The 14,262-nt window shown below is 40.9% G+C and carries 13 protein-coding genes; 10 read left to right on the top strand and 3 right to left on the bottom strand.

What is annotated here, in order from left to right; translation table 11 throughout:
* The first annotated feature begins 25 nt into the window (after positions 1-25).
* From CL176_RS00110 to CL176_RS00155, 10 genes are all read left to right on the top strand, one after another.
* Complete coding sequence (locus CL176_RS00110; RefSeq protein ID WP_118989480.1) at positions 26-241, top strand: DUF951 domain-containing protein; 216 nt, start codon at positions 26-28, stop codon at positions 239-241.
* A 16-nt stretch (positions 242-257) separates the two neighbouring features.
* Positions 258-1,361 (top strand): redox-regulated ATPase YchF, encoded by a 1,104-nt coding sequence (gene ychF, locus CL176_RS00115; protein WP_118989481.1) that lies wholly within the window; start codon positions 258-260, stop codon positions 1,359-1,361.
* 30 nt (positions 1,362-1,391) lie between these two features.
* A complete protein-coding gene (locus CL176_RS00120) occupies positions 1,392-2,252 on the top strand; it encodes a DUF1129 domain-containing protein (protein ID WP_118989482.1) in 861 nt (286 codons plus the stop codon).
* A gap of 172 nt (positions 2,253-2,424) precedes the next feature.
* Entirely contained in the window at positions 2,425-3,903 is a 1,479-nt protein-coding gene (gene guaB / locus CL176_RS00125) for an IMP dehydrogenase (RefSeq protein ID WP_118989483.1), read from the top strand.
* 182 nt (positions 3,904-4,085) lie between these two features.
* Positions 4,086-4,778 carry a response regulator transcription factor gene (locus CL176_RS00130; protein ID WP_118989484.1) on the top strand — a complete coding sequence of 231 codons (693 nt, stop codon included), beginning with the start codon at positions 4,086-4,088 and terminating at the stop codon, positions 4,776-4,778.
* A gap of 2 nt (positions 4,779-4,780) precedes the next feature.
* Positions 4,781-5,938 carry a sensor histidine kinase gene (locus CL176_RS00135; RefSeq protein ID WP_118989485.1) on the top strand — a complete coding sequence of 386 codons (1,158 nt, stop codon included), beginning with the start codon at positions 4,781-4,783 and terminating at the stop codon, positions 5,936-5,938.
* Positions 5,939-5,942: 4 nt separating this feature from the next.
* Complete coding sequence (locus tag CL176_RS00140) at positions 5,943-7,250, top strand: D-alanyl-D-alanine carboxypeptidase family protein (protein ID WP_118989486.1); 1,308 nt, start codon at positions 5,943-5,945, stop codon at positions 7,248-7,250.
* 16 nt (positions 7,251-7,266) lie between these two features.
* Positions 7,267-7,794 carry a peptide-methionine (S)-S-oxide reductase MsrA gene (gene msrA / locus CL176_RS00145; protein WP_118989487.1) on the top strand — a complete coding sequence of 176 codons (528 nt, stop codon included), beginning with the start codon at positions 7,267-7,269 and terminating at the stop codon, positions 7,792-7,794.
* A 236-nt stretch (positions 7,795-8,030) separates the two neighbouring features.
* The gene (locus tag CL176_RS00150; protein ID WP_162890734.1) at positions 8,031-9,293 is read left to right on the top strand and encodes a LysM peptidoglycan-binding domain-containing protein; all 1,263 of its coding nucleotides are present in this window, start codon (positions 8,031-8,033) and stop codon (positions 9,291-9,293) included.
* A 557-nt stretch (positions 9,294-9,850) separates the two neighbouring features.
* Positions 9,851-10,915 carry an NCS2 family permease gene (locus CL176_RS00155; protein WP_118989489.1) on the top strand — a complete coding sequence of 355 codons (1,065 nt, stop codon included), beginning with the start codon at positions 9,851-9,853 and terminating at the stop codon, positions 10,913-10,915.
* A 46-nt stretch (positions 10,916-10,961) separates the two neighbouring features.
* Here CL176_RS00155 and CL176_RS00160 read toward each other — a convergent pair whose 3' ends face one another.
* The 3 genes from CL176_RS00160 to istA all read right to left on the bottom strand — a co-directional run bounded on the left by CL176_RS00160 (position 10,962) and on the right by istA (position 14,223).
* On the bottom strand, positions 10,962-11,477 hold the full coding sequence (locus tag CL176_RS00160; RefSeq protein WP_118989490.1) for a QueT transporter family protein: 516 nt from the start codon (positions 11,475-11,477) through the stop codon (positions 10,962-10,964).
* A 434-nt stretch (positions 11,478-11,911) separates the two neighbouring features.
* A complete protein-coding gene (gene istB, locus CL176_RS00165) occupies positions 11,912-12,670 on the bottom strand; it encodes an IS21-like element helper ATPase IstB (protein ID WP_118989491.1) in 759 nt (252 codons plus the stop codon).
* Positions 12,667-14,223 carry an IS21 family transposase gene (gene istA / locus CL176_RS00170; protein WP_240430329.1) on the bottom strand — a complete coding sequence of 519 codons (1,557 nt, stop codon included), beginning with the start codon at positions 14,221-14,223 and terminating at the stop codon, positions 12,667-12,669. Before istA ends, istB begins: the two co-directional genes overlap by 4 nt.
* Positions 14,224-14,262: the final 39 nt, after the last annotated feature.

The raw sequence follows: 14,262 nt of genomic DNA on the forward strand, positions 1-14,262 counted from the left end.
ATTAGCATGAAGGAGTATACATCATATGGAAAAGAACTATGACAAGTTCGATATCGTAGAAATGAAGAAACCTCACGCCTGTCAAACAAACCGTTGGCAAATTATTCGCATGGGTATGGATATTCGCATCCAATGCCAAAACTGTGGCCATATCGTTACGATGGTTCGTCGCGATTTCGACAAGAAAATGAAACGTGTCTTAGAAAAAGGGGACACCTTAAACACACCAACAAATAACTAAGGAAGAGAGTGAAGAAATGGCATTAACCGCAGGAATTGTAGGCCTACCAAACGTAGGGAAATCAACCTTATTTAACGCAATTACAAAAGCAGGAGTGGAAGCTGCTAACTATCCATTTGCCACAATCGACCCGAATGTCGGTGTGGTGGAAGTGCCGGATAAACGTTTGAAAGACATTACAGAGATTATTGAACCGAAAAAAGAAGTTCCAACAACCTTTGAATTTACGGACATTGCAGGCATTGTGAAAGGGGCAAGTAAAGGCGAAGGGCTGGGAAATAAATTCTTAGCAAATATTCGCCAAGTTGACGCCATTTGCCATGTTGTTCGTTGTTTTGAAGACGGGAATATTACACACGTTGATGGCCGGGTCGATCCGATTGCTGATATCGAAACGATTAATTTAGAATTAATTTTCGCTGATTTAGAAACGATTGATAAGCGCCTAGCTAAAACCGAGAAGATTGCCCGTTCCACAAAAGACTCTGAAGCAGTTGCTGAAGTTGCGGTGCTACATAAGTTGAAGGAGCATTTAGAAGCTGGTAAATTAGCGAACTCCTTAGAATTCACGAAGGAAGAAGAAGCAATTGTTCGCTCCCTTTTCTTACTTACGCGAAAAGATATGCTATATGTGGCTAATATTGGCGAAGATGAAATCAGTCATCCAGAAAGCAATAAGTTCTACCAAGATGTTAAAGCCTTAGCCGAGGAACAAGGGGCAGAAGTTGTCCCTGTATGTGCTAGCTTAGAAGAAGAGATTGCTTTACTCGATGATGAAGAAAAGCGCGAATTTCTCGAAGGCTTTGGTATGGAAGAATCCGGTTTAGATCAATTAATCCAGAAAGCTTATACTTTACTTGGTCTAGGCACATACTTTACAGCTGGAGAACAAGAAGTTCGTGCCTGGACCTTTACGAAAGGCATGAAGGCACCGGAAGCAGCGGGAGTTATCCACTCTGACTTTGAACGTGGCTTTATCCGTGCAGAAACAGTATCTTATGAGCATTTAATGGAATATGGTAGTATGGCTGCTGCCAAAGAAGCAGGGCATTATCGTTCAGAAGGGAAAGATTATGTCGTTCAAGACGGAGATATCATGCTTTTCCGCTTTAATGTCTAGTGGATGAAAATCAATTAGGAGTGAGACGAAATGTCTGAGAAAGAACAAAAGCTTGAAACACAAGATGTCAATGAAATAAATGAAACTGATCAAAGTGCCGCAAGTGACGTTGTGGCAGAAGAAATACAAGAAGATATTGCCACAGATGGCGTTGAGACAGTAGATTTGGCTGAAGATGCAGAGGCCATCGATGCATTCTTCGATCAGGCCAAAGCAGAGGCTTCTTCACCTATTGCAGGAATTAATCAAGCAACCTACAATCAATTAACTAAACGCAATCAGCAATTTCTCTTTGATATAGATCGGTACCTTATCGATGAAATGCCTTACGAAGTGCGTACGAAAGTCTACGAGGAAATGGTCGAGACGTTATTGGCAGGTCAATTGAGTAGTCAAACGGCTCGCCAAATATATGGTACACCTTCTGAGGTGGCTGTAACGATTCTCGAGCAAGAGATTAAAGCAGATGAAGAAGCAGTAACATCTCCCGATTGGATGATTGCCCTAGACGGATCTTTATTCTTAGGTTCAGTCTTTACCTTCTTAACCGGTTTATCGATGATGAACGCTGAAGAAGGTCAGGCAACTTATATGGGAGTCCTAACGATTATCGTAAACTATCTATTTGCCGGACTTGCTATGTTGATGATTTCCAAAGTCATTCCTAATCCAGATGCACCTAAAGGCGAACGAGGTTATTTGAGATATTTCCTTGTGTCAATCTTAGCTATGTTAGTCTGGTTCGTGGCCATTACCGCAAGCTCTGTCTGGCTGCCAGCAAGTATCAACCCAGCCTTCTCCGGTGAGGTTTACATGATTATTGCAGCTGCAACTTTTATTTTGCGTTATTATTTGAAGAAACGCTTGAATATTCAAAGCGATTTATTCTAAAATAAGAATGAAATCTGATAGTTATTTGAGCTATCAGATTTCTTTTACACTTAGGAAGCTTTAGCCAAAGTGCATCAGGTGGCGTTAATGCTTCTCATGAATTGTTAACTTGCGGCTATTGCCAAAGAATGTTATCTTAAGTAATTAATAAAACAATATAGGAGGCTTTTGAATGAGCAATTGGGATACAAAATTCGCCCGTGAAGGGTACACATTTGACGATGTCTTATTAATTCCAGCAGAGAGTCATGTCTTACCGAATGATGTGGATTTACAAGTTGATTTAGCACCAAATATTCATTTGAACGTACCCATTCTTAGTGCAAGTATGGATACTGTGACTGAGTCAGAAATGGCCATTGCTTTGGCGCGCCAAGGTGGTTTAGGTGTTATTCATAAGAATATGTCAATACAAGCACAGGCTGAAGAAGTTCAGAAAGTAAAACGTTCTGAAAATGGCGTTATTCTTGATCCTTTCTACCTAACACCTAATCATACTGTCCAAGATGCAGAAGATTTAATGTCAAATTACAAAATCAGTGGTGTCCCAATTGTTAAAAGCCAAGATGATTTAACCTTAGTAGGCATTATTACCAATCGTGATATGCGCTTTATCCGTGACTATACTCGTCCAATTCGCGACACAATGACTTCTGAGAACTTAGTGACGGCTCCAGTCGGTACTTCTTTAGAAGAAGCTGAGAAGATTTTAGACCACCATCGTATTGAAAAGCTTCCGCTAGTCGATCAAGACGGTAAATTATCTGGCTTGATTACGATCAAAGATATTGAGAAAGTTGTTCAATATCCAAATTCTGCTAAAGATAGCCACGGTCGTCTCTTAGTAGCAGCTGCCGTTGGGATTACCAATGATACCTTTGAAAGAGCAGCAGCTCTAATCGCACAAGATGTTGATGCCTTAGTTATCGATACTGCTCATGGTCATAGTGCAGGCGTTATTCGCAAAATTAAAGAAATTCGTGAAACATATCCTGATACGACCTTAATCGCTGGGAACGTAGCTACAGCTGAAGGAGCTCGAGCACTTTTCGAAACAGGGGTAGATGTTGTAAAAGTAGGTATTGGTCCTGGTTCAATTTGTACAACTCGGGTTGTCGCAGGGGTTGGTGTTCCACAGCTTACTGCAATTTATGATGCGGCAACCGCAGCTAAAGAATTCGGCAAAACCATTATCGCTGATGGAGGAATTAAATACTCTGGAGATATTGTTAAAGCAATGGCAGCTGGAGGCCATGCGGTGATGCTTGGTAGTATGTTAGCCGGAACGGATGAGTCACCTGGTGAGTTTGAAATTTACCAAGGTCGTCGCTTTAAATCATACCGCGGTATGGGAAGCTTGGCAGCAATGGAACGTGGTTCAAGTGATCGTTACTTCCAATCTAGAACGGAAGCGAATAAATTAGTACCGGAAGGGATTGAAGGACGCGTAGCTTATAAGGGGAGCGTTCAAGATATTATCTTCCAAATGCTTGGAGGAATCCGAGCAGGTATGGGTTATGTTGGGGCTGGCAATTTACAAGCACTGCGCGATGATGCACAATTTATGCGCATGAGTGGAGCTGGTCTAATTGAATCACATCCACACGATGTCAATATTACGAAGGAAGCACCAAACTATTCCCGTCAATAATGCAAAGTAATCGGCAGTCTCGTTATCGGGCCGCCGATTTTTGGCTAGTATTAGTAGTTTGAATTAAGCCGCGCCTAATATTTAGAAATTAGCTCAGTATAAGAATTATATTTTGATTGTAAATAAGGTATAATGAATAGGAAATGGTAAGCAGCTTAAGAAAGTAAATGGAGTTGAATAATATGCGAATACTCGTTGCCGACGATGATCAAGAAATTGTAGATTTACTGTCGATATATTTAAGAAATGAAGATTTTGAAGTAGTCAAAGCGTATGATGGTGAAGAGGCTTGGGAAGCCTTGCAGAAAGAGCCGATTGATTTGGCGATTCTAGATGTGATGATGCCTAAGATTGAAGGGATTGAGGTTGTAGAAAGAGCTCGGAATGCTGGGATGAATACGCCCATTATTATTGCCAGTGCCAAGACAGCCGATCATGATAAGATTGAAGGATTAATTTCCGGGGCAGATGATTATGTAACTAAGCCCTTCAATCCACTCGAGGTAATTGCTCGGGTTAAATCTCTTCTCAGACGGCAAAGTCAATATAGCGAGGAACCTGTTGCTCAAGCTAATGAAATTGAAGTAGGTCCCTTAATTATTCGGAAAGATTCCCATGAAGTTAAGACATTCAACGATAAGAGTATTCAGTTAACTGCCTTGGAGTTTGAAATACTGTACCTGTTAGCCAGTCATCCCAATCAAGTTTTTAGTGCGGAAGAAATATTCGAACAAGTCTGGAACGACGGTAGCAATGTAAGTGCCAAGACTGTTATGGTTCATGTGAGTCACTTGCGTGATAAAATCGCAAAAGCGACCGGTGGCGAGAAAGTTGTCCAAACGGTCTGGGGCGTAGGCTATAAAATCGAGGCCTAGTCATGCCGGATAGAGAGACTGAACCGATGACTCTGACGAGTTCAGAGCAAATCGATGTAATCTTAAATGTAATTTGGAGCTTAGTTTTAGTGGCCTTTATTTATACGGCCTTGATGATTATTTACCCACAGTTTATTTCATTCTCCTTCCCTTTTCTTAGCGAAGGGTCATTGTTCTTGTATTTCTGGCGAACTTATCAGATAAATATTGGTGGTAATACAGCTTATCAGATAATTACCCTTCTTTTCTTGTTGATTGCGGTCTTTGTTGCCTTGCACCAGTACCAGAAACGGGTTGAGAAAATACAATTAGAGCACGTCTTAAAATACGTGCACTATTTCGCTGATGGTCATTATGATAAACGAATTCCTGATGTTGATAATGACCAGATGTCAACTATTGTCGAAAGTATTAATAGTCTCGTCGATAGTACACAGAATGCGATTGAAGAAGAACGTCGAGTTGAGAAGACGAAAGATGAATTAATTGCGAATGTAAGTCATGATATTCGCACACCGCTCACGTCAACGATTGGTTATTTAGATGCAGTTGTCAATGAGCAGTACCAAACGGAAGAAGAGAAGGCCCAATATATTCAAATCGCTTATAATAAGGCACTGACGATGTCGACCCTTGTGGAGGATTTGTTCTTGTATACAGATTCCTTACAGGAGACTTATCAATTAGATTATCAGGAAATTCCGCTCGATTTGTATCTATCTCAACTTGCAGCGGAATTTGAACTTGAGGCGGCCAATAAAGGCATTGATATCTTAGTAGAGGTTATGCCGAAGAATACGATTGCCTGCTTCGATCCGGATAAGATGGCCCGGGTCATCAGTAATTTGTTATCCAATGCACTGAAATATGGCTATGGTGCAGATTTGATTCGTTTGCGCAGTTTCCCGAACTCTGCAAAAGACGCCTTACTTATCGAATGTCGCAATAACGGGCGAGTACTTGAAGCTGGTGAAGAAGAGAAGATTTTCGAGCGGAGTTACCGTACGGAGAAATCGCGTAATGCATCAGAGCCAGGAAGTGGCTTAGGTTTGGCGATTGTTAAGAATATGGTGGAGTTACATAATGGATTCGTTTGCGCCTTTGTGGATGAAGGCGAGACGGTCTTTCAAATAGAATTACCTCGAGAAAAGGAGCGTTAGTTGCATGGGAAACATCAATAGAATACGATGGCTAGCCTTGCTAAGTCTGTGCATACTTTTCTTTGGTCAACTTTCTTTGGTTCATGCACAAGAAATAACTGTTAAACCAGATATTACCAGTCCATCGGCCATCTTAACCGAAGCGCATAATGGCCAAATTCTCTATGAAGAAGAAGCGCGTCAAACTTATCCTATCGGCCAACTTACCAAGATATTATCTCTCTGTGTATTGGTTGACGCCATTCAAGCTGAAGAGATACACTGGCAGGACACGGTTGTAGTCTCGGATGCAGCTTATGCATTAAGCCAGGACTATAATCTAGCCAATGTGCCCTTGCGCCAGGACGTGGAGTACACTGTGGAGGAATTAGTTGAAGCGGTAGCGATGGTCTCAGCCAACGGAGCCATGCTTGCGCTGTGCGAGCATCTAACCGGTTCTGAAGAAGCTTTTGTGCAATTAATGCAAACGCAATTAGCCGAATGGGGTTATGACTTTGAGGAAGTTTACAATGCGACCGGTCTGGCGCCTGAAAGTGAAAGCCAGCCGGTGAATCAATTATCAGCTGAAAGCTTAGCGACAGCTGCCTATCATTTAATCACCAGTTATCCTGAAATATTGGCTGTGACTAGTCAAGAACAATCCGTTTTTCAAGCAGGCACTTCGGATGCATTTGATATGATGAATATGAATGATATGTTACCTTCGGGAAGTCAACCATATTCTGGTATGGAAGGCTTGGCGGTGAGTCAGGCCGATGAGTCGAGGATTAATTTCGTCGCAGTAGCTACTAAAGGCAACTTAACTTTGCTTGCGGTTCTTTTAAATACAGATGAAACGGATATATATACGAACATGCGCCGTTTCTTGGACTATGGCTTTGCCAACTATATGTTAGACGATGTTGCCCAAGCAGGTGCGCCCGTTAGGCAAGTAGCACAAGTGGATGTTCATGAAGGCCGTCAACCATCCGTTCAACTTTTATTTCAAGAAGACTTATCGATAGTGGTTCCCCTCGTCGATATTGCACCAAGATTAATATATGAATTAACCTTAAACGAGCAGTATCTTGTCGATGATCAGTGCCTTGAAGCACCGCTGCCTAAAGGTCAGACCGTAGGTTATGTGACCGTAACCGGAACGGAACAGAAACCAACCTATTTACCACAAGCTCAAGGTAATCGAGTTGCTGTTATAACTGCTAAGGAAGTAGCGCAAGCACCATGGTATATGCGAACTTGGCGAGTAATCAGTTACCGTGTTCAAGATACTTGGCGCAATATCCGTCGCGTAGCGATACAATGGTTTAATTAAGAAATGAGGCAAGGAAATGGCAGAGAAAGAGCGCGCAATTTTTGCAGGAGGTTGTTTCTGGTGTATGGTGCATCCATTTGATCAATGGCCAGGTGTTGAGCAAGTAAGGTCAGGCTATACCGGTGGTCATGTGGAGAATCCGACCTATCAACAAGTTACGACGGGCCAAACAGGGCATACGGAAGCAGTAGAAATTATCTATGACCCCGAATTGCTGAGCTATGATACGCTGTTAGACATCTACTGGTCCAGTATGGATCCAACCGATGCAGACGGGCAATTCTTTGATCGTGGTAGCTCTTACCGTCCGGTCATCTACTATACTAGCTCAGACCAGAAAGCCAAAGCTGAAGCGTCTAAGCAAGCACTTCAAGCGAGTGGACGCTATGCAGGTGATATAGTGGTACCAATTGAAGCGGCAGAGCCTTTCTATGTCGCCGAAGATTACCACCAGGACTATTATCAGAAAAATCCGGTCCATTATGAACAGTATTACCGTGGCTCTGGTCGCAAGGCTTTTGTGGAAAAACATCGAAGTCGTTAAGGTTTTGTAGTCAGATGACGGTGTGTAGGAAAGTCGATTATATCGTAATAATCTTAAAAACCTTGCTGCCAGTGCTGTGAGGTTTTTTGTAATAAGATAACAAAAGGACGCATGAATGTTACAGAACGGAAACATTTCTTTTAAAAGGTCTGTAATCTTTCGCACCTTCGCCATAACTGTGTTAGACTAGGCAAAGTCAATTGTGATAAAACAACAAAAAGCGAGGAAATAAGACTTTGAAAAATCTAAAACATACATTATATATGAGTTCAGCAATCTTAGCGATGATGTGTCGTCCAGGGATGGATGTTGCTGCACAAGAAGATACGAGTGTAGCGTGGAATCCACGTCAGGTTGAAGATGTCTTAGAAGATTTACAGTACATCGATGAAAATCGTCTACAATACACTATCCAAGATGGGGATACTTTAAGTGTTATTGCTGAGGCTATGAACATTGATACAAAATATTTAGCTCAATTAAATGAAATCGAGGATATTGATGTAATTTATGCCGGGAATATCATTACAGCCTTCCTGAACCAAAATCATGAAGTGGAACGGATTGTTGTGGAAACAGCTGAAGGCCATACGCACCAAATGGATTATGCGGTTAACCTTTCACCATTACCAGTTGTAGAAGAATATGACGCTATCGCTGCAAGACCAACTAATTCACAAGAAGTTGTGGCGACCAATGTTGCTCCTGTTGAAACAAACGCCCCTTATGTGGAGCCAGTTGCTGAGACGTCAATGTCTACACCTGCTGCCCCTGAAGAAGCAGCGGTTGAACCTAAGACAGATACAGTTTTATCTGCAACATATTCAGTGAACGAGACGATTGGTGCTGAAACTGTGACAGCTCCTGCTACAGAAGATGTTGTAACAGAAACAGCAGTCGCAACTCCGGCTCCTGTAACTGAGGAAGCTGCAGCAATGGAAGAATCTGTTGAGCTAGTTATAGCCGAAGAACCGGTTGTAACCGAAGAGCCGATGACTGAAGCTGAGGAAGTTCCTGCCTATGAGGAAGAGAACTTAGTAAATAATGGGATGATTACTTACACAGCAAGTCCTGAGGAAGTAGCCGAAGAAGTTGTAACCGAAGAAGTAACGACAGAACTTATCGAAGAACCGGCTGTTCAAGAAGTGGCTGATCCATATGCCAATCCACAAAATGCTGGTTTGAGTGCAGATGCTGCTAGATATAAAGAAGAAGTAGCTGCTCTTTATGGGGTCAAAGACTTTAGTCTAGTTCGCCCGGGTGACCCAGGAGACCATGGTTCAGGCCATGCTGTTGATTTTATGGTATATGATAATACTGCCTTAGGTAATGACATTGCTAATTACTCGATTAATAATATGGCTGAAAATAATATTTCTTATGTTATTTGGCAACAACAAATTTATGGTGATTGGAATCAACGATGGGAAATGATGGAAGACCGTGGTAGCATTACTGCTAACCATTACGATCACGTTCACGTATCTTTTAACCATTAAGAAGAACCTACCACTCGATATATTCGGGTGGTTTTTCTTTTGACAAAGCTTTCGAAAACTTAAATCTTGATAGCCTCATATCTGGAGCAAGGCATCTCTATATTTATAAGTGTATCTTTGGCTAACTGTGGTACTCGCGTTTGACACTTCTAAAGGCCAAAGGGTACCTAAAACCTTTTTAAATCAACATTTCGGAGGAGTTTATGCCAACGGAAAAATCGTACTATTTGTACTTTAATACAAAAAAAATTTAATTTTTTTTGAAGTATGAAGTATAATATAAGTGTCAAAGCAATCTAATTCATAGAGCGGTTTTTATACAAGGAAAATGCGATAATAACAATGTTTTTGTCATATTTGCAGCTGATGAAAAAAATAGTACGAAAAATATGCACGAGATATTTGACAATAAAAGTGCTATACACCAACGTTTAGAGAGATTTTTTAGGCTGGCAAGTGTCAAAGTCCCGTGGAGCAAGGCATCTCTATATTTATAAGTGTATCTTTGGCTAAACTGTGGTAGGATAAATGTATCATATGTATAAAAGGAGGATTTTATGGAATTTATACAGGACTTAATTGCTGCCTTAGGAGCAATGTTGAACGGGATTCCTCAAGCAATCATGGCGATGGGCTTAGGTTTTTCAACTTTTGCTACCTCAATTGGTTTTTTCGTTGGTGCGATACTGACATTTGTCTTTAAGTCGGCTGCCCCACTTTCTTTCCAAGCGGAAACCCTGGTCTTAGTTGGCCAGCAAGGGGAGAATGCCCGGGAGCGATATTCGATTGTTTTCTGGAGTTCGCTGTTACTGCTTATTATTGGCCTAACAGGTGCCGTTGAAGGAATTATTCAATGGGTTGGTCAAGATATTATTGATGGTATGATGGCAGGTGTGGGTATTATGCTTGCCAAAATCGGCGTGGATAATGTCAAAGCCTCCACATACACTGGTGGAAGTTCTTTAATTACAGCAGTTATTATTTATCTATTTACGCAAGACTTACTCTGGTGTTTAATTGGTTCTGTGGCAATTTCAAGTGTTGTTGATTACTACTTCGCTAAGAATCAACCGGTTGCTGAAACGTCAACCGAGACAAAATCTTTCCAATTTTATAAGCCATTTTTCAATTCTAATGTTGTCAAAGGTGCCTTGAGTGTTACAAGTTTATCTGTAGCCACAAGTATTTCTTATGGCTTAATTACCGGGCAAATGACAGGAATTGAACCGAATCCGGTTAATGTAAACCATTACGCTACAACGCAAGGAGTATCTAACGCTATTTCAAGTTTATTTGGCGGAGCACCGATTGCTTCAGTCATCTCCGCTACGGGTGCTTCGGTGCAACCGGTGCGTGCAGGGATTTTGATGATGGTAATTTTAGGCGCTTTACTTGCAGCAGGGATGATGCCTAAAATTGCGAAATTCATTCCGAGCACATCGATTGCTGGCTTCCTATTTGTCTTAGGGATGTTTGTTACTTTCCCATCCAATGCAGCGAATGCGCTAGCTGTAGCTAATAATTTCCCAGCAGCCATGACTTTAATTATAACGGCGGTCATCGATCCTTTTACAGGACTTGTAAGCGGTGGCTTGTTGAAATTATTCATGAGTATTCTATAAAGAAATCCCAGGCGATTTGCACAATCGTCTGGGATTTCTGGCTGTATTATTGGTTGAAATCAATGCGGAAGCTAAGAGGGTATACAATCAGCCCGCCTAATATCATGGCAATTAATTCAGATATAGCAAGAGTTAGATAGGTTTCCCAAAAGAAAGGAACGGCTTCTATGTAATATAACATCCAGGCAATGATAAACATGGTCAAGGAAAAGACGACTGCCATGGTGATAAACCGGGCTAGACATTCTTTCTTAAAGAGTGTCCCCATCTTATCAGCTAGAAAGCGGGCAATGAGTAGCGAGATGACCGTGTGAAATGTCCCTACAATGACATCTAAAGGTGTAGAGAACATCGCATTAACAATTATGACCCCGAGAGATATAGCCGTAACGTAGCGCTTATGGAAAAGTCCTAAATAATTCAAACCTTCTGAAATTCGAAACTGGATTGGTCCAAAGCTGATGGGAGAGACAATCATCGTTAATGTTACGTATAAAGCAGTAACGAGTGCGGTCTTGGCAATCCCCTGTGCGTCACGAGCAATATAATGTTCTTCCTTCATTTATAACATCTCCTTTATAGGTTTCCCTAGTAATAACTGCAACCAAAGGACAAGAGTGGCTAATCCACTGAAGAATTGCAGTGCTTTCGTAAGCATGAGTCATTCTACTACAACTTCAAGAATATTGAAAGTGCTATCTGCATAAAATCTTCCTCATCTTATAGAAAACCATAAACAAAATAACATCTCTGTTCTATCTGCATATCATATTGAATAGAATGTAGTATGATTTCCACACCTTTACATGACTGTATCTGTCATAATGATAAACTTCTCCTTATAATAAACTTAGTTAAAGAAAGCAACCATTTGATTCGAGGTGATCCAACTTATTATCGCTTTGTAAAGTATAGGTGAAATTTATGTATTTAAGAATAGTTGTTACCGTCAAGTAAAATTTTCCACTTTTTGCTAAATAATATTTTCCACTTCTGCTAAGTTTCAGCGGAAAAAATTTTCTGATTATTTTTCATGCGGTAACTATCACCGTTTAGATTAATCACCTCTACTCTGTGTAAAATTCGGTCTAATATAGCCGTTGTAATGCCAGGATCACCAATTAGCTCACCCCAGTGATCTGGGGCTTTATTTGAGCTAATTATTAGCGATGAATGTTCATATAATTGACTTATCAACTGGAAAAACAAGTTCGCTTCATAAGTTTCCATCGCCATATACATTAAATCATCAACGATGACTAAATCGGCCTGGCGTATGCGGTTCAGTTGAATTTGCGATTTGCGTGTGAATTCTTCAGTTTTTAAATAGGTCATTAATTGCCCCATAGTCACGAACATCACTCGATAGCCTTGTTCAATCGCCTCAATGCCAAGGCCTACACTTAAAGCCGTCTTGCCAACGCCTGGAGGTCCCAGTAAAATCAAATTGAACTGGTCATCAATCCAAGTTAGTTCGCCTAATTGCTTTAATTGTCGCTGGCTTAGACTCTGTTGAGCCTGAATATCAAATTGTGACAAACGTTTATGATAGGGAAATTGTGCCCATTTCATATACCGTTCTACACGCTTGGCGTCTCGTTGTGTTTGTTCGTATCTTACCAACTCCGTTAAAAATTCCAAATAGGTCAAGTTGTCTTGCTCTGCTTGCCTTAACAGTATCGGTAACTGTTGCGCTGTTTCACCTAATTTCAGCTGCTTGAAGCTCTCTTGAAGGTCACTGACAGACTGTGTCATTTGTGTTCACTCCCTTTCAGAATGTCTGTATATATTGACATGGGTCTAGTCGTTACATAATAGGTATCCCTCATTGTATTATCACTAGATCCATCAATATCAATGCGTTCAGATGCTTCGCGCTGCTTTAAAGATTGAACTATCAAGCGTAGATCATTTGCGCTGTATAAGTTGAGCTTGTCACATTGGTGTATCCCTTTAATAGCGATGTTTATATCGTCATCTACAACCGATTGAATCATCGTCAGTTGATCAATTTGATAACGAGGATAGTTCTTACAAACGGTCTTCACATAGCGAGTCGCAATCGTATCTGTTTGAAGCTGCTTTAGTAATGACTCTTTCAAATGTTGTGAACTTCGGTTTTTGTCACGACAGTGGCTTTTCTTTTGGATTAATGCTCCTTTTCCTTGATTTAATTTGTGCGTGGCTATCACTTCCTGTGTAACAGGATGTATCACTGATAGTTCTTCATCAGTCAGTGACACTAAGCATTGATTGTGAGGCAATGCGCCATACGTTCCAAGCGGAACGGAATATCGATTACTCTTATACATGACTGTATTGTCTTTACTAATTTTTCTTGTTATACTTGTGTTAATCACATCTGGAAATGTGTTTAATTGAGGGACCTGGATTAAGTATTCTTTTTCGGTAGCGAATACTTCTCTGGGTCTTTTTTTCGTTACTTCATGTTTCTTCTCATTGCCTGTTCGCTCGAGCCATCGGATGGCACGTTTATTCCAATTATCAAGATTAGAATATACGCGACTATCAGCAAAGTTTTGTTTTACATATTTCACCATACTTTCAATTTTTCCTTTAGATTCAGGATCCGCTGCACGACACAAGCTGACTTTAAAGCCTCTTTCATTGACATACTGTTGAAAGCGACATGTTAATATTAAATCTCCCGCATTCTCTGATACAGATATGATCCGGTCTTGGTCATAGACAATCTCTTCAGTTCGTCCACCAAAGTACTGGAAGGCTAACTCATGGCCACGAATGGCATCTTGAGTTGTGAAGGGACGGTCTAGCCAATACATATATTTGTATCGAGAATGCGACAGAATAAAGCACATTACGTATAGCTTAATGCTTGTTCCTTTATCTGTCTTCTGTGTACTCTCACCCCAATCTACTTGTATTTGTTGGCCCATTGGCAGTTCGGGCACTGCTTGATACTGTCGCGGACTTTCCTGCTTAGGTATTTGATGTACCTCTCTAAGGTGCGTGACATATAGTCGCACAGTACTATCACCGACTTTCAAATCCGGAAAGCGTTCCAATAACCAATCCTTGACTTGAGCACTGCTAAGATGAGGGTATTCCCTCAACCATTCGAGTATCCACTCTTGGTACTCATCAAGAATTTTCTTACGCTTTCCTTGCTTATGACTCCAGTCTTCTGCTTCCTCAAAGGACATACTTAAATATTTCCGGACTGTTGGCCTGGATAGACCGAGTGTCTTAGCTATTTGAGAAATCTTCATCTTTTTCTCATAAAGCTGCTTAACTTGAATATATAGCATTAATTTTGCTCCTATCATAGATTCACCTCATTCAATATTGAAAATAATATTGTACAA

The sequence above is a fragment of the Suicoccus acidiformans genome (assembly GCF_003546865.1).
GTDB lineage: Bacteria > Bacillota > Bacilli > Lactobacillales > Aerococcaceae > Suicoccus > Suicoccus acidiformans.